A 23,098-nucleotide genomic window follows, 5' to 3' on the forward strand; every position below is an offset into this window, starting at 1 on the left:
ACATGGAATTCGAGGGGTTTGTTGTGCTTCTGGCATGGTTCGGATCGGGCGTGGAAGCGGGTGTCTGAGCAGGTTTTGGGTGCTTCGGTCGGGTCGCGAATAGTGCTCTAAGGGGGTAGTGCCAAAAAGTGTGGCTTGCGCCGAAAAGTATGAGTGCCGCCGAAAAGTATCCCGAATCGCACGCTGGATCGCACAAGCAGCTGCTTTGGATACAATATCCGTGGTGTCGATGTTGGCGGATTAAGGCATGTTTCCGCTTGTCAGCACTCGAAAGCAGACCTTTAGAGCCGGGTGTAGCGCGCGCCTCCTGCCAGTAAGCTGTTTGAGCTCTTCTGTAAACGAGACGCCACCTTGGCGGCTTTGAACCTCTTTAACGCACCACCGTAGAGAGTCGCGTAAATGTTCCCGAGTCGCTAAAAGGTAATGCTTATCGGGGATCTGACTGGATATTTGGCTGTTTTAGAGCGTGTATGTAACTGAGCAATTATCAGTCCAAGTAGATGGTGGTGCACGAATTGAAGCAGCAGATTTCAGCGCAAGAGCGTCGCATGGATTACTCGATAACGAATTTTTACCTCGACAATCTTGCAGTGGCAGGAGTTATCAGTTGTGATGAGCTTAGGGCGGCTCAAGATTTTATTTCTGCCGAGCTTAAGGTCTTCAGCGCAGTCCGGAAAATACTTGGCTTTGGCAAACCACGTTCTTTTGGTAGGCAGCTTTCCGGGCGAATTGAATGCGAAGATTGCGGCGCTAAGTACGGTCACAAGACCTGGCATTCTGGTACACCCCACCGGGCGGACGTGTGGGAGTGCGCAACAAACCACAAGAAACGTGGCAGCTGCGTTACTCCGCATATTTATCAGGAGATACTGCAGCGCAAGCTGGTCGAAAGTCAGCAAATTCTCGCAGAGCGGCATCAGGATTTACGCAAAGGAGTAGTGGGGGTTCTGCGTAAAATTGGGTGTGTGGCTACGTCTCAGTTTTTGCATGCCCGTATGCGTAGTTTTGAGCGTAGCGGTGATGCGGTGTTGTTCCTTCCTGATTTTCTTGAAATTCTCGAAGGCGGGATGGTGCTTACTAGCAACCAGCTGGGTCTAGTTTTCATCACTGGGGAGGCCGTAACACTCGACCTCCCGCAGCGATGGACTCCAGTGCTATATGCAGATGATTTAGCAGTTAAAGGGCGTTGCTGACCGGAGACACACGCACTCCTCGTCATTATTTTGGAAAAAGTTCGACAGGACAATAAGGGTGAGCAGAGACCTAACGCGGAGCGCTCACAGGCAAGACGGGCAAGGTGAAGCAGAAACCGGTTCACTTCTCGTAGGCTCCACCATTGCCACTCAACTTTGGATACAAAAGTGTGAGTGCGAACAGAACTCTTCGGGTTCCGCTTTTTACTTGGTAGAACGTGGAAAACGAGGGGTTTTCTGCGTTCGGGTTGGGTGCGCATCAGGGCTAGAGGAGTCTGGGCGAGGCCCTTTTGGGGAGCCCAGACGTCGGTCTGGTTGTCCGAGCGCCCGAGGGTGTCAAAAAGTGCAGGCCACCGTCAAAAAGTATGGATGGGGGACCGCGTCCAAAGCGAACTACGCCAACGATCAGGCCGCTACGTCTCACGCACTCCCCCCCCCTCACCAAAATGATCTACTGCGCCGATTGCGGGGGATCTTCGGATGCAAGACCTGGCACTCGAACACCAAGTACGAACGACGCATCTGGCGCTGCAACAACAAATACGGACACGGCAAGACCCCATGCGCCACACCACACGTCACCGATACCGACTAGAGCAAGCCTTCGTCGAAGCTCTCGCTGAGCGCGTCAAGTCAAACACCGGTGCCCGCAACGCGCTCGAAATCCTTGAAGCAACAGTTTTTGACACGAGTGAGCTGGAAGCCCAACGTGACCGTGCTGCTCAGCAGGTTGAGGAAATCACAGTCTTAATCGACCAGCTGGTTCTCACCGCAGTACAGACCGCGATCGACCCAGACGAGTACGACCAGAAGTACGCCGAGCTTGAAGCCCGCTACAATCAGGCCTGCACTAAGCGCGCTGACCTTAAATCACAGATCACCGACCGGCACGCACGCCTCGAACAAGCACGCACCATCTGCGACTTCCTGGACTCCAACCCGCCGCTCGAGTACCGCGACGACGCCTGGTCGCTACTCGTTGACCATGCCATGGTCGACACTGAAGGCGCCGTCAGCGTCAGGTTTAAGGATGAGGCCACAGGTGCGTATGGGCCGGAGGTTGGCGGTCAGTTTTGATAGACTTCCAAAGTCAGGACCGTGTTAAGACATCAGATATTGAGGAGTTTGTCGTTCCGATGAGCATGTGATTTCCACTCAGCCTTGGCTGAGACGTATCAGAAGTTTCTACGTCCCGGAGATCAGTATGCTTTCAATTAACCTTGACACTATTTCTTTTTCTTACGGTTCTCACCGTGTGTTGGATCATGTAAGCCTGCATGTTGGCGAGGGGGAACGAGCGGTACTCATCGGACCAAATGGCTGTGGTAAGACAACTCTGCTTAAGATCATTAGGGGAGACCTCCAACCAGATTCAGGAAGGGTTGTTTCTTGCACAGCAAATCACCTCGTGCCAGATCCTGATGGTTTTGAAGGCCAAGTAGCGAAGTACTTTGATGTCGCCCTAGGACCGCTCAACGACTTGTCGGCGCGCTTTAAGCAGATCACCGTTTCCCTTGCCAACGGTGATAAGGCGCAGGAATCGGAATATGACCGGGTACTAGCGGAAATGACCGCACACGACGTATGGTCCCTCGATGCCCGAGCCGCTGAAGTACTAGCTGGTTTAGGACTGGCTGGAATTGGCATGTCGTCGGAACGTGACATGTCATCATTGTCTCCCGGCCAGCGCGCGCGTTTACGGTTGGCAGCGCTGTTACTCTTACACCCCGACGTTCTGATTCTTGATGAGCCAACCAACCATCTCGATATCGCGGCAATCGACTTCTTATCCAACACAATCAAGAACTGGGCAGGGCCAGTGCTCCTAGCCAGTCACGATCGAGCCTTTATCGACAACATTGCGACCGTCATTTATGACATGGACGTCACCGTGTGGCGCGAACTTGCGAAGGCACAAGGTGACACGAGCGTCCAGGGTTTACACCGTAACGCCGGAAACTACTCGGACTACCTGAATGCAAAGGAGACAGCGCGAAGCAAACACCATCAAATTCACGCTGAACAACAAACCCAGAAGCGTCACTTGCGAGTGCATCGTCAAGAGAGCATGAAGATCGCACGTGGTGGGGTCCGGCTCGAAACCGCTTCAGGGAAAGCAAAGAAATTCTACTCCGATCGAGCAGCATCAACGTCAGTTAAGCGAACACGCAATGACGATATGCGACTAGAGCGGCTCGATGAGCGCGAAGTAAGAAAACCTCGCTACTACGAATTGGAGTTCCCACACCGGCAAGGCCCCTTGACTACCGGAATCGCAGTATCAGCACGACAAGCTGGCGTGGCGCATCGACTTACACCACTAGACCTCGATCTTTCAGTAGGGGAGCACCTGTTAGTCACAGGCGCGAACGGTTCAGGAAAGACCACGCTTTTGAACTGGATTGCCACCGGCAAACCACCATCAGGCGCAACCGTAAGCGGGTTCTTGTCCCGAGATAGCTCCATCGGTCACGTACCTCAGCGTCTGCCTGTGGAAGAGGATCCCGGATTCGGTAGTGACATCTGGCGACATGGAATTGGAGCGATTGGCAAAGGAATCTTGCACCCATCGACGTGGTCTAGTCCCATCGCGGAGCTGTCTGCTGGAAACCAGCGCCGAGCACAGATTGCTATCGCATTAACCAACCACCCTGCACTTCTGATCATTGATGAGTCGACCAACTACCTCGACCTCGATACTATGCAAGCGCTAGAAGATACTCTACAAACATGGGAAGGAACGCTCATTATCGCGAGTCACGATCGATGGCTGATCGAACACTGGCATGGACGCAGACTTCAACTGACGCACAGTAAATAGCTTGATGAATGCTGAAAGCCCTGGTCAGGAAGTGGGTGCATGCGACCTGAAATCTGCACCCACCCAGCCAGATTTTGCACCCACCTGATCTAAAAATGCACCCACCTGGGCTTTGTAGCCAAAGTTGAGTACAGACAACCGTTTGTACTCACTCTTGGATACAATGATTTGAGTGAGTTGAGAACCCCTCGGGTTACATGCTTTGCCTAGTCAAGCGCGTAATCCTAGGGGTTTTCTGCGTTCTGGGTGTGACAGAGTGGTCGCTGGGGAGGGTCGATTGGAGCTGAATCTGGTGTCTGTTGGGTGGTCTACTGGTCCGAGCGCCCGAGAGCGTCAAAAAGAGCAGGCTACCGTCAAAAGTATGGGTAGGCGCCAAAAGTGCTCACGGGGCGTCAGAAGACGCTAGCGGGATCATGGCTGGGACACGTGTGTCCAGACAGGCTTGGTCATCTTCGATTGATAGAATTTCGTCATGGTAGAAGCATCTGAGATTGAGCGCGAGCTAGAGATAGCCCAAGACACGCTACAGGAGCTAGCTGGCGACGATGTGGATGCGATCGAGATAAAAAGCGTTGAGGCTGATGAGGCGCCGTTCCTCGCTCGGATCGTCAGCAAACTGAGCCCGATGGTCGGAAATCTTATGGAGCAGCGAATTGCTTCTATTCTCAATGAAGCCGCATCTGACGGGTTTGAGTGGCATCGGCAGGATCCCGGATTTCCAGACGCGGTGCTTGTCGATAGCACGTCCAGAGAGATTTTGGCAGGGTATGAGATCAAGGCTTGGTTCGTGTTGAGCACGGAGATTACTGGTCGTTTCCGCGAATCTGTGAATCTGCTTCTGGATCAAAATATCAATGTCGTGATCGTTGCTTGGTGTATGAGCAATCTCGTTTTTGGTGAGCCTAAAGTGCTCGGAACGCTAATTGTTTCTGGTGAAGAATTGGCGCGTAGTCGCGATAGTCATTATCACAAACCTCCGCACTATCTGACGATCGAGCCCAATGATACAAGCAGTCGGACGGCAAATCTTCAGCAATCGAACGTAAATGGGTACAGATTACAGGTTGAGAAGTCTGATCCGAAGTTGCTCCAAGAGGCCTTGGATCGGGAGTTTTCTACGTCGAACCCGTGTTCTGAAGAGGCTCAAGCTGAGGCTACAGAATTGATGCGTGACCTCGAATATCGCCTCGATACGAACTTTGCGAAAATTGATCGCGTTGCAAACAAAGATGTCGAGGACTTCAAAAGGCGGATCATGAAATTGAAGTACCTAGACAAAACGATTTCGAGTTGGAAAACTGTGTTCTCAGATCTTACAAGCACTAATGATAAGAAACGGGAGAAGGCTGAAGCTACCATCATGCAGTTCTACGACTCGATGAAGGTCGAAGAACCTAAAACATCGGTTTCTGAAGAGTCTGAAGGCGCTCACTAGCCATTTGGTAGAAATCATCGTTGATTTCGGCGGCCCACGGATGTCTTCCTAGCTGAAGCGCTGCTACGGAAGCGGTACAGAGTCCTCCAAACGGTTCCCAAACTGTATCTCCGGGATTGGTGCTTGCCTGGATGATACGTGTCATCAGGTCGAGCGGTTTTTGGTTCAGGTGGCTCGCACTCATTTGGGTAGGCTTACCTGCACGCGGGGCAGACTTAATGAGGCTTCCGCGATAACGCTCTCTACCTCTAAGACTTGGCCTGTCCCAAACGTTTGTTATGCCATGTTCGTAGTTCCAGGGAGATCTAGTTCCCGCCCACTCGTCCGCGGTGACCGGAGATACCCCATTCAGTGAATAGTAGGGGCGGCCAGCAGGATCGCCGTGCTCGTTTGCGTACGCAACGATTTTCATCATTGCATCGACTGGCGGGTAGTACCAAAGCCAACCTTGGTCAAAGTACTTGCGAGTGGCAGCGTTTTTCACTCCGCATGCTTCGTTCGCTAGCCGTTGGGGAAGACCAGTTCTCTTCCACTCCGACAGAAGCCATTCCTTCATATGAATATGCCCAGAACTATTATCGGATGACGAGATAAGTGGCTTGCGGGTGTAGAAAACACATACCTCTGTTACCACAGGGAAGCGACGTATCGTCTTGGAATTCACGTTACCTGCTACTTGCCCGACGCCCTTATTCCAGATATTTGTGAACTCATATTGCCAGCCGTTCTCATCGAGGACGGGATGCGCATTTGCCCAGCCGACTTCTGTGTTCCAAAACCACAATGTGGTCGCCAGAGTGGAACGCTTAGACCATTCTTCGATGTGAGGTCTGTACCAATCAGCTAGTCCGTCTGGGGTTCTAGGGTCGCCTGGAAAGCCTCCAACTCCGTACGCGCCGTCGCTGACAATAGTGTTGGGCGTTTGCCATTGACTGTAGACATCAAGGGCGTCGTTGTGGAAAAGATTAAAGTCTGTCATATCTGCCTCTCGTTGGCTAGATGTTGTCTCTCGTGCTCGCGATAGTCAAGTTCGGGTCTCGTTAGAGGTACTTGAGTCCCGGCGCTCAACTTGGCAAATGTCTGAGATGTTGCAATCCAGTGCTTCGCAAATCCGTAGAAGAATATCCGTGGTGACGTTGCCTCCACGTCCGAGCTTGGCGATGGTTGCTGGGCTGAGCCCTGCGAGTTCTTGGAGCTGGGTTTTGGTCATGTCACGGTCGATGAGGAGCTTCCACAGGGGTTTGTAGCTGAAGGTGGGGCTATTGGGCATCGGGTTCCTCCGTGTCGATGATGTCCTCGTCGTGGATGTCTTCGAGGAAGCCGTAGCGGCCGTGACTTTCTTGTTTGGTGAAGTAAATCAGGTTGCAACGGGATTGCAGTTTGGTGATGTCGGGCATGTATTTGATGTTGTCGACAATGATCATCTGACCGAGATCTTGACGCTCGGTCAGGAAGTCATACAGGGCTATCGGGATGGTCTCTCGGGCTTCTTGAAGCTCGGGATCGAGCTGCGGGTCATCGAGACCAAGGAGCGGAGTGTCGATCATGAGGACACCTGGGCTGTGCATGGCAGCCTCTGAGGCGAAGTATTCGCGCAGCGTGAGCAGCACCGCTGTGTTCACGAACGAACGGTAGCCCTTGCCTTGCTTGCTTTTCGTTTTCCCGTTGACCACGCCATCAAACAGTTCACGCGAGAACGTTGCACGGTCAAGACGCGGGAACGCACACGCCCCAAGAGTGTCGAGCAAGCCTTCGCTCATCTTTTCCCAAAACGATTCCGGGAACTCATTGGTGGCATTGAAATTACCTTTGGGGAACGTCTTAGCTTGGCGCTCAGCGATTTCTTGCTCGATCGCTGTTTTGCGCTCGCGGAGTTCTTCCAGTTCGGTTTGCATCGCAACGACTGCATTGTTGGCGGCAATGCTGGATGCGAGGGCATGTAGTTGCGGGCGTAGCTGGTTTTCAATGTGTTCTGTAATGCGCCGGGAGTGGAAGGCTAGTTGTTGTTCTTCTGCAACGAGTGGTGCGTGTTCGGTTTCCATTTGGGTGATCGTCTGGCGTAGCCCGTCAAGCCTGGTGAGAAGGTTTTGCCGCTCGCGCGGATCAGGTTCAGCCGCGGCAGGCGTCTTGTCTGCTGGCAGGGTTTGCTCACAGATGGGACACGATTCAGGTGCGGGGATAGCACTGGTAAGCACGTGGCCTTCGTGAACGAAGTCGAAACGGTCGATTTTGGCTTGGTAGGAGGACGCGAGTTCTTCGTAGCGATGCCGAAGCGCGCCAGATTCGGCTAACTGGTCACGGATTTCTTGGAGCCGGGAGGCTACCTGTTCACCTTCACGTGCAGCGTTCTCAATGAGCGTGTTGACGTGTGCGACCTGTGCAGATAGTTCGTCGATAGTGCGTTGGGCTTGGTCGGGGTTGCTGGTTTCGAGGGCTGCTTCGAGGGTATCGATGCGTTGGCGTAGCTCGTCTGGTTTTGGAGTCAGGTAGTCGATGATCGCGTTGTTTCGTAGCTTCTTGGTTTCGTTGTTCTCCTCGCGTGCGTATGCGGCGTAGTCCTTGTCGGTGATGAACGCTGCGAGCGTGCATTTAGCGGCGGTGTGTGCCGTGTTTTGCTCTGGTAGGAGGATAGGGGCTTTCTTGGTGATGTTGTCTTCGTCAGCGTAGAACGCGTGGGAAACTGTGCGCCATGTTAGGTTTTGAACGTCGTAGTTCTGGTTCTTGATGACCTTGAGTTCATCAGGATTCTCGAACCCTGCTAGGCGCAGCCACAGGGAGTTGAGTAGCGCCCTGTTTTTGGTCTTGTTGAGCCGGTATTGTCCTGATGGGATCCGTTTGTCGGTGCTCGTAACGTCGACGATGGTGTGGCCTTGCCCGATTGGGCGTGTGAGCGTTAGTTGTCCGAACGGGGTGCGTAGCCCCATGCGTACTTCGGTGTATCCGGACTGCTCGTCGATGGCGAAATCCTTGGTGGCCGCGCCGAACATGTAGTCGATTGATTGCAAGACCCAGGATTTTCCGGTGTTTGATGGCCCGCACACGATATTGAGGCCGTCGGTGAGGTTGATGCGGGAGTCTTCGCGGGTGGGGTGTCCTGCCACCGTGATGTGAGTAATCCAAAAGCCTGGTTTCATCGGGACTCTCCTGGGGTGGCTGCGGTGAGAATGAATGATGTGAGCGTGTTGGTGTCTTGGTCGTCGACACGCTCAATGGTCTCCAGCGCGGCGTTGAAAAAGTCCGTGGCGTATTGGGTGCTGAGCCGGTTAACCAGCGTGGCGCCTTCGTCACTGATGACGAAGCGTCCATGCCCGTTGTCCTGGGTGTAGTGGACGAGCCCTTGGATGGTCATGTGCTGCAAGGCTTGGGTCATGAGGTTGGTGCGGGCGTTCAGTTCGCCGGAGGCGAGCCGGTGGGTGCCGTTCACGTTCGTTTCGCCCAGACCGAAGGTGTGTGCATTGACGGTGAGCGTGTCAAGGCATGCCAAGTAGTCCACGTCGGTTGGCTCGTCGAGAAGGAATAGGAAGATCAGGGCGCGAAGCTCGGCTTCGAAGCTGGTATCGAGGGCTGAAAGTCTCATGCGTCCACCCACGACAATCTGCCTTGTGCGGCCAGTTCATGACATGAGCCTTTACGACTCCACACGTCGATAAGGGTGATGATTTGATCGAGCCGCTGACGATCGAGTTGGACTTGAACAGCTTGGGCTAGGGTGGCCAGGAGCCGTTCGACACCGTTTGGGTAGGTGCGCAGGTTTGTGTCGGTGACTCCGGCGTGCATGCTGTCAAGGAACTCGTCGAACATTGCCTTGCCGTTATGGATACAGCTCCATGAGGCTTCTCGTACCCATTCGGCGCTGTAGAACGCTTTGCGTTGGTCTTGGAAATGAGCCGACCAGCGTGGCGGAATATCGTCAATCACCGGTTCTAGATTGCTGGTGGGCAATCCTTCGCAGTAGGCGTGCAGTAAGGCGGCGACGTAGATGAGTTCGTCGGGCTGAATATGTTCGGGAACGTCCTTTTTCGGTGGAAGCCCCACTGATTGATCGCCAAGGCGCAGCCGGTTGGTTTTCTCATCAATATACGGAGCAACCGACTGCGGGGCGGGTGTGGGCAGGTTGAGCGAAACCTCGAGTGGTGACGGGGCGGTGTCGCGGATAGAGACGAGGACTTCGCGGATGAGCGCACCGAGACCACGTCCAACATTGCCTTTGTTGATTCTCGCATCGATATGGTGCAACCTGTCGGCGAGTTCATTGAGAACGGGCTCTTGATACCAGTCGAGCAGGTTCGAGGAGAATTCTTCTTCATCCCACCTTCCAGCAAGTTCACCTGCAAAGTCCGGCTTCATCGGATACGAGCCGTTCGCATACCCCTTCCACGTGGAAACGGCACGCAGCTCGATAGCTGTCCGTTCATCACCCGTGTCAGGTGCTGGTACGAGTCCCAGGTCGATGACGAATGCGGTGAACTCGCCAAGCTTGCGGGTGCCTTTCATCATTGGACGAAGCGCATCGACGAGTTGCGTGAAGTTATTCTTCTCGCCCAATTTCACCTCCGCAATCGCGTTCAATCGCTGTCAATCGGTTGACCATCGCCTACTCACGCGCAGATTCGTTTAATGGAAATGCAAGAGCGGAACGAGTGACAACATCCTTTCTGATTATACAGTCTCGCTTCACTCTTGGCGTGTTCATCTACGCGAACGCGTAGTCGTGTCGCAACGAGCGTGGGCAGGAGGTGAGAAGAGACATGGGTAAACGAAACATGAAGCAGACGTCTCGGCTGGTAGCCACCAAGGCATCGGCACTTCTGCGCGATGGCCGAACCTCAGCCAGGACGAAGTCCGTAGCAGGCTCCGCGCTGGCCCAAGCCAAGCCGCGTAAGGGCAAGTAACACCCTCGCTGGTGTTTCGCAGCGCGGTCGACAGCCGCGAAACACTCTCTCATTTTCCTTTTCGGCGATGCCGCACCGGTCAACCGGCACGCTGAAACCTTTCTCCTACTTTTCCGCATGCGCAGAGCCGTATTCGGGAAGACCACCGTTGAGCGCTTGACGGGCACCACCTCAATCCGGGTTTAACCCGGCGGGGCTGGTGCCCGTCACTGCATCCGCTCAACATTTCGGTCTTCTCTCGGCAGTCCTCAACGGGGTCTCCCTTTACAAGAAGGGAACCCCACTCATGGGATTCATTACCTATACGTCTGTTGTCGGTGATCCGATCGTTGTTGAAGCTGAGGATCGGTGGGTTGAGATCGTCACTGATCTTGACCGGGCTGAATACAACAACGAACACGGATATCACCGTCAAGACCGTAAAGGCGTCAAGTTCTGCTCGTGGGATGCCTACAACTCCTACGGCAACCAGGAAGCCGGATCCACGCCGTCAGCCGAAGACATCGTATGCGAGAACGAAACCGCCACTGAACAAGAGCACCTTCTCCAGGCCGTTGGCGAGTTGCTGGTCGAGCTCATCAAGAAGCTGCCGCCTGCGCAGCGGGAAGTGTTCATCGCCATCCGTGTCCAACAGCGGCCTGCAGTGGAGGTGGCCGCTGCCCGTGGCGTGTCAAAAGCGGCGATCTCGAAAACGTTGAAGAAAGCCACTGAACACCTGCGTGAGGGACTGATCGCGGCAGGGGTTAACTCCAGCGATCTTCATGGCCTCCCTATGAGCGAGGCACACGGCACCGCTCAGGAAGGAACGAACAAATGAGTACCAAGCTCAAGCTCAAGATCGGCAAAAACCCCAACCCCGATGCGGCACTGTCGGCAAAGGAAATCCGAGTCACCACGCGGATGCTGCGCGCCATCTTCGGCACCACCACACCGCTCCACAAGATGGCGATCCTCCTGCCCGGATCCGATACCACGAACGTCGAAGTCCAGATCACTGAACCTGATGACGACCTCATGGCCTTGGTAGATGCTCTGGACGGGCGCGCGGGAGGTGGAGGGCGATGATGGATTTCCAGACACGCAACCAACTAATCGGCGCATGGAACCAGGCTGCCGCCTATGCGTGTGAGCAGGCGCAGGCCCTCGAGGACGACTGGTATGAGCAGGTTGAAGACCATGCGGGAATGATCGGTGACCGCCCGATACCAGCTGCACGACTCATCGGCACATCAGAACCAAGCTGTTCCCCAGCGCACGAAGAAACACCAGACATGTCTCCAGTTGCGGAGCCTGAACCTGCGGTGACGTTGGAGGACGTGCGCGGCGTGCTCGCTGAGGTCTCGGCGCAAGGTCACACGGCAAAGATTCGCGAGCTGATTGTTGCCACCGGCGCGGACAAGCTCTCGGCGGTTGACCCGTCGAAGTACGGCTGGCTTCTTGAGCGGGCGAAGGAGATTGCTGATGGCACCGTCTGATCACGCACTCCTCTCAGCTTCTGGTGCTCACAGGTGGCTCAACTGCACCCCGTCGGCGCGTCTGGAGTCTGATGAGCCGGAGTCGACGTCGGCTGCGGCCGAACAAGGCACTGTCGCTCACGCGCTGGCTGAGCACAAGCTCCGCCGAGTGTTGAAGCAGCGCTCGAAGCGGCCAGTCTCAACTTGGGTTGATGACGAGATGGAAACCCTCACGGATGACTATGTGGCGTTCGTGCAAGAACGCATCTCCATCGCCCAAGAATCCTGTGGTGATCCGCAGGTGCTGATCGAGCAGCGTCTCGACTTCTCCCACATTGTTCCGGGAGGTTTCGGCACCGGCGACTGTGTGATCATCGCCGAACCCACCTTGCAGATCATTGATCTCAAGTACGGGCAAGGCGTGCTGGTCGAGGCCGCACACAACCCGCAGCTGATGCTCTACGCGCTCGGAGCCGTCCACGTTTTCGGGGACTTGTATGACATCGAGACCGTAGCGGTGACGATCTACCAGCCTCGCCGGGGCAACGTCGACACCTGGGAAACCTCCGTCGCAGACCTCCTCGCGTGGGCTGAGACGGAGGTCAAGCCGAAGGCTGAGCTGGCCTCGGCGGGTGGGGGCGAGTTTTGTCCAGGCTCGTGGTGCCAGTTCTGTCGCATCGCACCGACGTGTCGGGCACGAGCCGAAGCCAACCTCACCCTGGCAAAGCACGAGTTCGCCCCACCGGCCGAGCTGTCTGATGTGGAGATCTCGGATGTGCTGGCTCGGATTCCGGATTTGAAGTCTTGGGCAGCCGACGTGGAGGCCTACGCGCTCTCGAAGGCCGTCAATCAAGGCGTGGTCTTTGAGGGGTTCAAGCTCGTCGCTGGACGTTCTGTACGCAAATACACCTCCGAAACCGACGTGGCTGCGGCGGCTGAGGCGGCTGGATATAGGGACATTTATGATCGCAAGCTCATCACGCTCACGGCAATGGAACGGCTCATGGGTAAACCCGCCTTCAACGAGATCCTCGGCGATCTCGTGACTAAGCCTGCCGGCAAACCAACCCTGGTCCCTGCATCCGACAAACGGCCGTCGCTCGACCTGGTGAGTGCGGCCACCGATTTTCAAACAAACAAGTAACTAGTAGAAAGCAGAAAAGATTATGACTACTCAGAATCCGACCCGTATTGTCACCGGCGAAGTACGCCTGTCCTATGCCCATGTGTGGGAGCCGAACTCCATCCAAGGCGGAAAACCCAAGTACTCCGTCTCCCTCATTATCCCCAAATCCGACACCGCCACGATTGCGGCTATTGAGAAGGCCGTGGATGCCGCCATCGAGGCCGGGATCGGGAAGTTTGGCGGGAAGCGACCCAACAAGGCCGCCCTCAAGTTGCCGCTGCGTGATGGGGATATTGAGCGTGACGACGAAGCCTACAAGGGCGCCTACTTCCTCAACGCCAACTCCCTGACGGCTCCGCAGATCGTCGACGAGCATGTGGCACCGATTCTTGATCGTGCCGAGGTCTACTCAGGCTGCTACGCCCGCGTTTCCTTGAGTTTCTATGCGTTTAACACGAATGGCAACCGTGGCATCGCCTGCGGACTGGGGAACATTCAAAAGACCCGTGACGGTGAGAGCCTTGGCGGCGGGCGTGTCTCGGCTGAGACCGACTTCGGTGCCTTCGCCGCTGATGACGACTTCCTGAACTAACCATCCCCACACGTGGAGGAAACCAGCACATGCCGTTGGTTCCCTCCACTTTTCCTCTATGTGAAAGGAACCTCGTCATGCGAACACTCTTCTGCGATATCGAATCTTTCAGCCCCGCCCAACTCGCCAAGACAGGCGTCTACCCGTATGCCGACCACCCCGACTTCGCCCTGCTACTCTTCGGATATTCGGTCGACGGCGGCCCGGTCGAAGTGGTGGATCTTGCCAGCGGCGAGACCCTGCCCGATGAGGTTCTCGCAGCACTGGTGGATCCGGATGTGGTCAAGTGGGCGCATAACGCCGCCTTCGAACGTGTCTGCTTGTCCGCTTGGCTACGAGCGCATCATCCAGAGCTTCTCGCTGATGGGTTTCTTGGCCCAAGGCAGTGGCGGTGCACCATGATCTGGTCGACCTACCTTGGTCTGCCGATGAGCCTCGACGCGGTTGCCACCGTCCTCAAACTCGACGTCCAAAAAGACACAGTAGGCAAGAAGCTGATAAAGCAGTTCTGCACACCCGCCACACCCTCAGTCCTGAACGGCGGCAAACGCAGGAACCCACCATCAGCTGACCCGACCGGGTGGGCGCGGTTCATCGAGTACAACCGGCGCGACGTCGAAGTCGAGCTCGCCATCCACGAGCGGCTCTCATCATTCCCGATGCCCGATGACGAGTGGGACACCTACACGCTCGACCAACGCATTAATGATGCTGGGATTCTTCTCGACCACACGCTGGTCGATCACGCGGTTGCCGTCGACGATCATCACCGCAACGCGACACTCGCTCGGGCACAGACATTGACCGGGCTGGAGAACCCGAACTCACCCATCCAGCTGAAGGACTGGCTCACCACCCACGGCTGCCACATCGACTCACTCGCCAAGGCTGACGTCGATGCCGCCCTTGACACCGCGACCGGTGAGGTGAAAGAAGTCCTCGGACTCCGTGGTGATCTGGCGAAATCGAGCGTGAAGAAATACCAGGCGATGCACAACGTCGCAGGATCCGATGGCCGGGCGCGCGGGCTTATCCAGTTCTACGGCGCAGGACGTACCGGACGTTTCGCCGGACGCCTCGTCCAAGTCCAAAACCTCCCGAGGAACTATCTGCCTGATCTCGACCAAGCACGAACCTTGGTCAGAGTGGGTGATCTTGATGCGCTTGAGCTGCTGTATGACTCCGTGCCCGACACTCTCTCGCAGTTGATCCGCACCGCCTTCATCCCTAGTACCGGCAATCGGTTTATTGTCGCGGACTTCTCTGCAATCGAGGCGCGCGTGATTGCCTGGCTCGCAGGAGAAACCACCACCCTCCAGGCCTTCCGTGAGGGCAAAGACCTCTACTGCGAAACCGCCTCCCGCATGTTCGGCGTCCCAGTAGAAAAACACGGCATCAACGCCGAGCTTCGCCAGAAGGGGAAGATTGCGGTGCTCGCCTGTGGTTATGGCGGCTCTGTTGGTGCGCTGAAAGCTATGGGTGCCCTGCACATGGGACTCGCCGAGCATGAGCTCAAACCGGTCGTCGATGCCTGGCGGCAAGCTAATCCACATACTGTGCAGCTCTGGGCCGACGTTGAAGAAGCCGTGATTGCCGCGATCTCGTCGCGCCAGCCGATTCGACTACGGAATCTGCGCTTTAGTGTTGAGTCTGGGATTCTCTTCATCGAACTACCATCCGGTAGACGGTTGGCGTATGTGCAGCCGCGTCTGGGCGAGAACCGTTGGGGCGGTACCTCCATCACCTACACCGGCACCACCACTGCACGGCGCTGGGGACAACTCGAAACCTACGGTGGAAAACTCGTCGAGAATATCGTCCAGGCGATCGCTCGTGACCTGCTCGTCACTGGCATGCACGCAGTCGCCAAGGCGGGGCATCGGATTGTGATGCATGTTCATGACGAAATCGTCATCGATGAACCCACAAACTCGGACTTCACCGTCGCCGATGCGTGTGAGTTAATGTCCACGCTCCCAGCATGGGCGGAAGGCCTTCCGCTGGATGCGGATGGGTATGAGTGTGCCTATTACCGCAAGGATTAAATCTTTGGATCTTCGCGATGGATTGGCTCAGGAGACAGCCCAAGGTGCTGGTTTGACGGGTTGAGCATGCTTGCGAGGTTTGCGAGCGATCCGTCCTCTAGAAGCGCCGGGTTCTTGACCATCTCGATAATTAGAGCTTGCAACTGCTCAGAAGGAATCTGCGAGAGTGCTTGTTCAATTTCTGCGTAATCTTCAACCTCGACGATTCGCGCGGATTTGACCATGCGTAGTTGTTCGTCGCTATACGCCTTTGCTGCAAGCCCAGCGATAATCCGTGCCATTGCTTCTTGGCGGGACATGATCTGTCGTTGATCCAGTTCGATGGCGGCGTGTTCATCGCGTGCTGGATTTAGCACCTGTGTCTCGGGCTCGTCAGACTTCTTCTTTCTTCCGATGCTCCGGATCCATTTCGCCTGACGGTTCACAGCAGGTCGCGCCGTTTCTTGCCACCATTGTTTGACGTGAGGAGCCGCCTTGGCTATCCCTGCCACCGTAACTGCGACAATAAGTTCACCGATAACTTCGGCGAGCTCATTGGATTCTTCAGATTCGCGGCGATGGTCAGAGGTGACGAATGTGTTCTCATACGAGTATTCGTCTGCCGGATTCAAGCGATCTTCATCGGGTACGAATCGGGCGTGACCGGACAATACTCGATCTTCGTTGTATAGGTTCTGATGAAGCGAACCATCGATTCTGTGTCCAGGGTTGCCAACTGTCTCATCCCACTCGTAGTAGCCGTAGATCCTTCCCATGACGCAATTCTAGTTTCGTATCGGACGAGAGACATCTCTATCTCCAAGGCGAGTTGACGAACACGCCCTGTGATGGAACTAGCCAGCGCGCTTCTACTGTTCGTCAAGGATAATGCTCGGGTCGGTTTCCATGAACTCTCGCAGATACGCGGCTATCTGTTGGTTTACAGCACTCGGTGCTGGGTCATTGTTGAGGTCGCGCAGGTATTCCATGAAGGCGAATAGCCGCATGTTTTTCGCCATCGCCCACACCGTGGCTTTATCCATCTCACCCATATCTCCTGCTCGCCCGCGCTGCACTGTTTGTCTGCAGGGTATACCCGGCATCTCGGGAAGCAATTTTCATGACACCCGTCCGGATTAGGTGGTGCTCGAGGGCGTATGTGCGAGAGCCCCAAAGCTCAGTGACCACAAACCCATCCTGGGGGTTAACTCCTTGAAGGTTTGTGGCCTACCACTGAGAGTCGCTCGCACCAATCGGTGCACCTTTCGTCTATTTGGCTCTCAGAACAGGAGCCTTGTTATGGGAAACACCATTCAAACCTTTACCAATGACCGTTTTGGGCAGGTACGTAGCTTCGCCGCCGATGATCAGACGTGGTTCATCGCCGCCGATATCTGCCAAGCCCTCGAGCTAACGAACCCATCGGTTGCTGTCTCGCGTCTCGACGATGATGAGAAGGCTAAGTTCAACTTAGGGTTCTCCGGCGGTGCCACATGGTGCGTCAACGAACCCGGCCTTTACGGGCTGATCATGGCATCACGCAAACCAGAAGCCCGAGCATTCAAGCGTTGGGTCACCCACGAGGTGCTGCCATCGATCCGCCACCGTGGCCTGTATGCCACTGATGAGCTGGTCACTAATCCTGAAGCGCTCCTCAAAGTGCTTGATGCCTACGTCGCGGAGCGCCGCAAAACCGCAGAGCTCACGTTGCAGAATCTTGCGCAAGCTCAAGCCTTGGCTGAAGCGAAACCGAAACTGTCCTACTACGACATGGTACTCAAAGCCAAGGACGCTCTTCCGATAACGGTGATTGCGAAGGATTATGGGCTTTCTGGTCGCAAGCTCAACCAGCTCCTGCACAAACTCGGTATCCAGTACAAGCAATCGGGCGTGTGGCTGCTCTACGCCCAGCACGCTGGCAACGGTTACACCGACACCAAAACTCATGTCATTGACGACGGTAATCGCACCCGGATTCACACCTACTGGACACAGAAAGGCCGCTTGTTCATCTACGAGGCTCTCAAGAACCAGCTCAGCATTCTGCCGGTCATTGAGCGTGAGGGCCAGGTGCAAGCATGACCGTCACGACTCTTGATATTGGGTTTTCGAAGAAGAACACCGAAGGCTATCTGGACCTGACAAGCTACCACGCTTTGAAGAAGCTCCAGCGCGAGCAGTTTGGCTACCGCCCGCTCGTCTATATCTGCTCACCGTATTCGGGCGACACGCAGGCGAACGTTGAGCTCGCCCGCCAATTCTGCGAGCTCGCAGTAGCAGCAGGCAAGATCCCGTTCGCCCCGCATCTGTTATTTCCGCAGTTCATGGACGACGCCGATTCTGATCAGCGTGAGTTGGCGATGTTCTTCAATAGGGTGCTGCTCGCCAAATGCGAAGCCCTGTGGGCATACGTCGGACACGTCAGCCCTGGTATGCGCCTGGAAATTGGGTGGGCACGCGACCTCGAGTTGCCGATTAAGTATTTCGATTCTGATTTCAAGGAGGTCATGCCATGACCACGCCTTTCACCTTGTACGCCGCAAATGTGAGCGGCGTGCAGAACAATAACCGCTACCCGAACAAACACACCATCGCCGACGCGGCATCCCTAGTGGCGGTTGCTGGCTTTGATCATGTGGCCGCAACCTATGTGAATGACCGTCGCTCAACTGCAACGTTCATGTCTTCGGATTGCGTGGTGATGGATATCGACAACGACCATACAGAAACCCAGGCCGAGTGGATTACACCCGAGAAGGTCGCTGAGGTGATGTCTGGTGTGGAGTTTATGACCGCGACTTCCCGCAACCACATGAAGCCGAAGGGCGTGCTTTCGGCGCGGCCGCGTTTCCATGTCTACTTCCCAATCCACACGATCACGAACGCGGACGACTATGCGGGGCTCAAGCACCGCCTCGCATCACGGTTCTCCTTCTTCGATCGCAACGCTCTCGACGCAGGAAGGTTCATCTACGGGGCGTCGAACGCGGTAGTGACGGTGCATGAAGGCGACCAGATCCTCGATGCCTGGCTCGATAACGCTGACGAGATCGACGTATTCGCCACCTTCGATGCTTCCACTCTTGTGATTGGTGAAGGGTCACGCAACGCTACGCTCTCGCGCTTCGCAGGCAGGGTGCTCATCCGCTACGGGCAGACCGACCAGGCACGTGACTTGTTCGACCGTAAAGCGAATCTATGCGAACCACCACTCAGTGACAGCGAGCTGACGACGATTTGGAACTCGGCGTGCCGGTTCGCCGCCAAGGTCGCAGCCAACCCCGACTACCTGCCGCCCGAGGCGTATGCGCAGTTGACCACGTTGAAGCCGGAGGATTTCACTGACGTCGGCCAAGCCATGGTCCTCGCCAGTGAGTATGCGAATCGGATCTGTTACTCGCCTGCGACAGCGTGGATGGTTTACGAAGGCGGGGTGTGGGAGGAAAACGAACCTAAAGTCCAACACGTCGTACAAGAACTGACCACCCGCCAGTTAGAGCAAGTCGATGCTGAGCTGGAGGCGATCAGTCAACGCGCCAGCGAGCTCGGGGTGACGGCGATGCTCGTGGCCATGACCAAAGCTAAAGCTCTCGGCATGTTTACACCTGAGCAGGCGCGGGTGTATCGGGAGCTGACGGCGGCCCAAGAGTGGCAGAAGTTCATCTACAAATGCCGCTCAGACCGCACGATCCAGGCGGTCATGCGCCAAGCCCGACCCCTCGCCCTCATCAATCCCGAAGTGCTCGACGCTGACGCGTATTTGTTCAATACGCCCTCAGGAACGTTTGATCTGCGGGACGGGAGTAGGCGTGAGCATGACCCAGCGGACATGCTGACCAAGCAAACCGCAACCGACCCCTCCGACGAGGGAGCACAGGTCTGGCGTGATTCCCTCGAGCTGACCTTCGGCGGCGATGCCGAGCTGATCGCCTACGTCCAACGCGTCTGCGGGCTGGCCGCGATTGGCAAAGTTCTCATCGAAGCCCTCATCATCGCCTACGGGGATGGAAACAACGGTAAGTCGACGTTTTGGAACACCATCGCCCGCGTCCTCGGCTCCTATTCGGAGACCATCTCGGCGGAGGTGCTGATTGCGGGGAAGAAGAACAACGCCAAGCACGAAATGGCAGAAACCCGAGCCCGCCGCCTCCTGATCGCTGGCGAGAACGATGAGGGCGTGCGTCTATCGACCTCGTCGACGAAGCAGCTGGCCTCGACGGATAAGATCGCAGCGGAGAAGAAATACAAAGATCCCTTCTCCTTCACACCCTCCCACACCCTCGTGCTCTACACAAACCACCTGCCCAAGGTCGGGGCGATGGATACCGGTATCTGGAGGCGCCTTGTCGTCATCCCCTTCACCCAAACCATCCAGCCCAGTGTGGATGTGAAGAACTATGCCGACCACCTCTATACCCACGCAGGCGGAGCAGTGCTGGCCTGGATTATGGAAGGCGCACGCCTGATCCATGCCGAGAATTACCGGCTCGCCCCACCCGCCTGTGTAGTAGAAGCGTCGGAGAAGTATCGGGCGGCTAACGATTGGTTCGCCCATTTCCTCGACGAATGCTGCGAGCTCGACCCGGGTCTTGAAGAGAAGTCTGGGGCGCTCTATTCCTCCTACAGGGCTTGGGCGCTTAGCCGTAGCGAGTACGTGCGCTCAACGAGTGATTTCTATGCGGCCGTGGAGAAAAACGGCTTCACCTCGCGTCGAAACAATCGCGGAAAACTCATCCGAGGACTTCGCTTGCTTGACGAATTCGAGCTCAACTAACGACGGGTGTGTTGGTCGTGTACGTCGGTACTAGCCCTTTATATAGAAGCCAAAAAAATACTTCTATATAGAGGTTTAGAACTAGACCTACATGACCAACACAACCCTTGACAACTCAAGGAAAAGTCATGAATGAAAGAACAATCGAAGCTCAGCTTAAGAAAGCCATTGGAGACATCGGTGGCTTGTGCTGGAAGCTTGTCTGCCCTGGAACCACGGGTGTACCTGACCGGATATGCCTGATGAGAAACCGCGTAGTTTTCGTTGAGCTCAAAGCACCAGGCAAACAACCACGCCCAATCCAACAGCATCGGATGAACCAACTGCGCGACCAGGGATTCCAGACCTTCGTTGTCGATTCGGTTGACGGGATCGAGGAGGTGCTTGATGCACTACACGCCGCATAACTACCAACGCCAGGCGACCGATTTCATCATCGACCATCACGAGGCGGCGATCTTTCTTGGGATGGGTTTGGGCAAATCGGTGATCACGTTGACGGCGATCTGGCAGCTCATGCTCGACTATTTCACCATCCACCGCGTCCTCCTCATCGCTCCATTACGCGTCGCGCGAGACACTTGGCCTGCAGAAATCGCGAAGTGGGATCACCTGCGAGGTTTGACCGTATCGGTCGCTGTTGGCACCAAACAAGACCGGCTGGACGCTCTCGCGGCGTCTGCGATGGTGACCATCATCAATCGCGAAAACATCCCATGGCTCATTAGCCAGCTTGGGAGTGCGTGGCCGTTCGACATGGTCATCATCGACGAACTGTCCAGCTTCAAGAACCATCGTGCGAAGAGGTTCACTGCGCTGGTGAAAATGCGCCCATACGTTAAACGCTGGGTTGGCCTGACCGGAACGCCAGCGTCGAACGGGCTGATGGATGTGTGGGCTGGGTTCCGTCTTCTCGACGGCGGCGAGCGTTTGGGCCGTTTCATTACTCGTTATCGTGAGCGGTGGTTTGTGCCCGATAAGCGCAATGGGATGCAGGTCTTCACCTATAAGCCCCGTGTGGGTGCTGAGGATGAGATCTATGGGGCGATTGGTGACATGACGTTGTCGATGCGAACCACCGACCACCTCCAACTCCCGCCGTTGACGGTCACGACCACGCCCGTCACGTTGGAGCCGAAAGAACGCAAGGTCTACGAGCAACTCAAGGCAGACCTCGTCCTCGACCTTGATGAGGCGACGGTTGATGCCGCGAACGCCGCAGCTTTGTCCGGAAAGCTACTCCAACTCGCGAGCGGCGCGATCTACACCGGCGAGGGTGACTGGGCTTCTGTGCATGAGCGCAAGCTCGACGCTCTAGAAGACCTCATCGAGGCAGCCAACGGCAACCCACTGCTCGTGGCCTACTGGTTTACCCATGACCGCGAACGCATCGTCTCCCGGTTCCCGCAGGCTCGCGAACTCAAAACAAGCGCGGATATCGAAGCGTGGAATCGCGGAGAAGTCACGTTCGGACTGATTCACCCCGCGTCGGCCGGCCACGGGCTGAACCTCCAGAGCGGTGGGCATCTGCTGGTGTGGTTCTCGTTGACGTGGAGTCTCGAGCTCTATCAACAGACGAACGCCAGGCTTTATCGGCAAGGGCAATCCGAACCTGTGACGATCACGCACCTGATCTCTGAAGGGACGCTCGATGAAGTCGTGCTCAAAGCCCTTGATGCGAAAGATGCTACGCAGGCTGCGTTGATCGACGCGGTCACAGCAGAAATCACAACCACTGAAAGGACAAGCTCATGCATGTGATGACGAAATACCTCGACACAAGGAAAGCCGCGATTGCAGCCCTGCAGGATTATGCGGTGATGGAACAGATCATCGAGAGTACCGACGAGCAGATCAAGGCCGCCTATGCTGATGCGGCCAGCCCAGCATCCCCGCGCATGGACGGCACACCACCATCTGGCGATCTGCATGCGTCCGAGAACAGGATCGTGGCCACGATTGAACGCATCGACACTTACAAGGCTCGCTACGCTGAGGCTCGTCAGTACATGGACTGGTTCCTGCCCGCATGGGAGATCCTCTCCGGGGATGACCGGCTGGTGTTGGAGGCGTTCTTCCTCGGCGAGGGCACACAAGATGAGGCCGTGCAGCAGATCTGTAACCACTTCTACGTCGAGCGCACCACCGCTTACCAGAAGAAGTCGCGTGCCTTGGCTCGGCTTGCGACTGCGCTGTACGGCCGTTTGTGAGGGTTTTTCGCCTTTGCGCCAAAAGGTGTCAAGAACAGCGGATGCATTTGCCTGTTTCGGCCTGCAATACTGTAGGTGGTTGAAAAGTAGGAGAAGCCCCAAGAACCCACACACACGGGAATCTTGGGGCTTCACCACATCCAGTGGGAAGGAGCCAGCGATGCCGGTCAAACCAGCCTCTCCATGCTCATATCCTGGCTGCCCTGAACTGACCCGTGAACGCTTCTGCGAGGCCCATGCCAAGGCTGAGGATGCTCGGTATCGGAAGTATCAGCGTGATCCGAAGATTAACCGCCGCTACGGCTCACGGTGGCGCAAGATTCGCGCCGCCTACGTCGCAGCCCATCCGCTCTGCGAAGACTGCCTAGAGCAAGGCAAGTACACGCCTGTGCAAGAGGTTCACCACGTTCTCCCGCTCGAACACGGCGGCACCCACGACTTTGAGAACCTTCGCTCGCTGTGCAAGCCCTGCCACTCTCGCCAGAGCGCGCTCGATGATGACCGGTGGCGGCAACAATCTCGGGTCTACACCTACTGACGAGCGCGCGTTGCCCGCTGTCGCGTCAAAGTTCTGGAA

24 protein-coding genes are annotated in these 23,098 nt (G+C 56.0%); 17 read left to right on the top strand and 7 right to left on the bottom strand.

The genetic code is table 11. From position 1 onward, the window contains the following. Positions 1-515: 515 nt before the first annotated feature. The 4 genes from J2S36_RS00005 to J2S36_RS00020 all read left to right on the top strand — a co-directional run bounded on the left by J2S36_RS00005 (position 516) and on the right by J2S36_RS00020 (position 5,449). On the top strand, positions 516-1,193 hold the full coding sequence (locus J2S36_RS00005) for a recombinase zinc ribbon domain-containing protein (RefSeq protein WP_309954311.1): 678 nt from the start codon (positions 516-518) through the stop codon (positions 1,191-1,193). 480 nt (positions 1,194-1,673) lie between these two features. Further along, positions 1,674-2,270, top strand: coding sequence for a hypothetical protein (locus tag J2S36_RS00010; RefSeq protein ID WP_309954312.1), 597 nt, complete (start codon positions 1,674-1,676; stop codon positions 2,268-2,270). A gap of 127 nt (positions 2,271-2,397) precedes the next feature. Then, a complete protein-coding gene (locus tag J2S36_RS00015) occupies positions 2,398-4,014 on the top strand; it encodes an ATP-binding cassette domain-containing protein (protein WP_309954314.1) in 1,617 nt (538 codons plus the stop codon). A gap of 472 nt (positions 4,015-4,486) precedes the next feature. Beyond that, positions 4,487-5,449: a hypothetical protein gene (locus J2S36_RS00020; RefSeq protein WP_309954315.1), complete on the top strand. Its 963-nt coding sequence runs from the start codon at positions 4,487-4,489 to the stop codon at positions 5,447-5,449. On the opposite strand, the gene J2S36_RS00025 is transcribed toward J2S36_RS00020, so the two are convergent. Genes J2S36_RS00025 through J2S36_RS00045 form a run of 5 tightly spaced genes read right to left on the bottom strand, consistent with a single transcriptional unit; the run spans position 5,409 to position 9,994 of the window. Next, entirely contained in the window at positions 5,409-6,428 is a 1,020-nt protein-coding gene (locus tag J2S36_RS00025; protein ID WP_309954317.1) for a DNA methyltransferase, read from the bottom strand. The two genes, J2S36_RS00020 and J2S36_RS00025, sit on opposite strands and share 41 nt — an antisense overlap. A gap of 45 nt (positions 6,429-6,473) precedes the next feature. Further along, positions 6,474-6,719: a helix-turn-helix domain-containing protein gene (locus tag J2S36_RS00030; protein WP_309954319.1), complete on the bottom strand. Its 246-nt coding sequence runs from the start codon at positions 6,717-6,719 to the stop codon at positions 6,474-6,476. Continuing rightward, positions 6,709-8,583, bottom strand: coding sequence for a hypothetical protein (locus J2S36_RS00035; protein WP_309954322.1), 1,875 nt, complete (start codon positions 8,581-8,583; stop codon positions 6,709-6,711). The genes J2S36_RS00030 and J2S36_RS00035 overlap by 11 nt, the downstream gene beginning before the upstream one ends. Then, complete coding sequence (locus tag J2S36_RS00040; RefSeq protein WP_309954324.1) at positions 8,580-9,026, bottom strand: ABC-three component system middle component 2; 447 nt, start codon at positions 9,024-9,026, stop codon at positions 8,580-8,582. The genes J2S36_RS00035 and J2S36_RS00040 overlap by 4 nt, the downstream gene beginning before the upstream one ends. Continuing rightward, complete coding sequence (locus J2S36_RS00045) at positions 9,023-9,994, bottom strand: ABC-three component system protein (RefSeq protein ID WP_309954326.1); 972 nt, start codon at positions 9,992-9,994, stop codon at positions 9,023-9,025. The genes J2S36_RS00040 and J2S36_RS00045 overlap by 4 nt, the downstream gene beginning before the upstream one ends. Before the next feature lie 633 nt (positions 9,995-10,627). Here J2S36_RS00045 and J2S36_RS00050 point away from each other — a divergent pair. From J2S36_RS00050 to J2S36_RS00075, 6 genes are all read left to right on the top strand, one after another. Next, positions 10,628-11,158, top strand: a complete 531-nt coding sequence (locus J2S36_RS00050; RefSeq protein WP_309954328.1) for an RNA polymerase sigma factor — start codon at positions 10,628-10,630, stop codon at positions 11,156-11,158. Then, on the top strand, positions 11,155-11,406 hold the full coding sequence (locus tag J2S36_RS00055; protein WP_309954330.1) for a hypothetical protein: 252 nt from the start codon (positions 11,155-11,157) through the stop codon (positions 11,404-11,406). Before J2S36_RS00050 ends, J2S36_RS00055 begins: the two co-directional genes overlap by 4 nt. Beyond that, entirely contained in the window at positions 11,403-11,816 is a 414-nt protein-coding gene (locus J2S36_RS00060; protein ID WP_309954332.1) for a hypothetical protein, read from the top strand. Before J2S36_RS00055 ends, J2S36_RS00060 begins: the two co-directional genes overlap by 4 nt. Beyond that, positions 11,803-12,939, top strand: coding sequence for a DUF2800 domain-containing protein (locus J2S36_RS00065; RefSeq protein WP_309954335.1), 1,137 nt, complete (start codon positions 11,803-11,805; stop codon positions 12,937-12,939). Before J2S36_RS00060 ends, J2S36_RS00065 begins: the two co-directional genes overlap by 14 nt. 22 nt (positions 12,940-12,961) lie before the next feature. Continuing rightward, the gene (locus J2S36_RS00070) at positions 12,962-13,513 is read left to right on the top strand and encodes a DUF2815 family protein (protein ID WP_309954337.1); all 552 of its coding nucleotides are present in this window, start codon (positions 12,962-12,964) and stop codon (positions 13,511-13,513) included. Between the two features lie 77 nt (positions 13,514-13,590). Continuing rightward, complete coding sequence (locus J2S36_RS00075; protein WP_309954339.1) at positions 13,591-15,558, top strand: DNA polymerase; 1,968 nt, start codon at positions 13,591-13,593, stop codon at positions 15,556-15,558. On the opposite strand, the gene J2S36_RS00080 is transcribed toward J2S36_RS00075, so the two are convergent. After that, complete coding sequence (locus tag J2S36_RS00080; RefSeq protein WP_309954341.1) at positions 15,555-16,313, bottom strand: hypothetical protein; 759 nt, start codon at positions 16,311-16,313, stop codon at positions 15,555-15,557. The genes J2S36_RS00075 and J2S36_RS00080 overlap by 4 nt on opposite strands. A 93-nt stretch (positions 16,314-16,406) precedes the next feature. Continuing rightward, positions 16,407-16,589 (bottom strand): hypothetical protein, encoded by a 183-nt coding sequence (locus tag J2S36_RS00085; RefSeq protein ID WP_309954343.1) that lies wholly within the window; start codon positions 16,587-16,589, stop codon positions 16,407-16,409. Positions 16,590-16,836: 247 nt separating this feature from the next. On the opposite strand from J2S36_RS00085, the gene J2S36_RS00090 reads away from it, so the two are divergent. The 7 genes from J2S36_RS00090 (at position 16,837) to J2S36_RS00120 (ending at position 23,059) form a co-directional block, all read left to right on the top strand. Then, entirely contained in the window at positions 16,837-17,619 is a 783-nt protein-coding gene (locus J2S36_RS00090; protein ID WP_309954345.1) for a phage antirepressor, read from the top strand. Then, entirely contained in the window at positions 17,616-18,053 is a 438-nt protein-coding gene (locus J2S36_RS00095; protein ID WP_309954347.1) for a DUF7768 domain-containing protein, read from the top strand. The genes J2S36_RS00090 and J2S36_RS00095 overlap by 4 nt, the downstream gene beginning before the upstream one ends. Continuing rightward, complete coding sequence (locus tag J2S36_RS00100) at positions 18,050-20,311, top strand: phage/plasmid primase, P4 family (protein WP_309954348.1); 2,262 nt, start codon at positions 18,050-18,052, stop codon at positions 20,309-20,311. Before J2S36_RS00095 ends, J2S36_RS00100 begins: the two co-directional genes overlap by 4 nt. 128 nt (positions 20,312-20,439) lie before the next feature. Then, positions 20,440-20,718, top strand: a complete 279-nt coding sequence (locus tag J2S36_RS00105) for a VRR-NUC domain-containing protein (protein WP_309954350.1) — start codon at positions 20,440-20,442, stop codon at positions 20,716-20,718. After that, the gene (locus J2S36_RS00110; protein WP_309954353.1) at positions 20,699-22,072 is read left to right on the top strand and encodes an SNF2-related protein; all 1,374 of its coding nucleotides are present in this window, start codon (positions 20,699-20,701) and stop codon (positions 22,070-22,072) included. Before J2S36_RS00105 ends, J2S36_RS00110 begins: the two co-directional genes overlap by 20 nt. Then, positions 22,063-22,521 carry a hypothetical protein gene (locus J2S36_RS00115; RefSeq protein ID WP_309954355.1) on the top strand — a complete coding sequence of 153 codons (459 nt, stop codon included), beginning with the start codon at positions 22,063-22,065 and terminating at the stop codon, positions 22,519-22,521. Before J2S36_RS00110 ends, J2S36_RS00115 begins: the two co-directional genes overlap by 10 nt. A gap of 160 nt (positions 22,522-22,681) precedes the next feature. Then, complete coding sequence (locus J2S36_RS00120; RefSeq protein WP_309954357.1) at positions 22,682-23,059, top strand: HNH endonuclease; 378 nt, start codon at positions 22,682-22,684, stop codon at positions 23,057-23,059. Positions 23,060-23,098 lie beyond the last annotated feature (39 nt).

This window comes from Arcanobacterium hippocoleae, from assembly GCF_031456295.1.
In the GTDB taxonomy this organism is placed as follows: Bacteria; Actinomycetota; Actinomycetes; order Actinomycetales; family Actinomycetaceae; genus Arcanobacterium_A; species Arcanobacterium_A hippocoleae.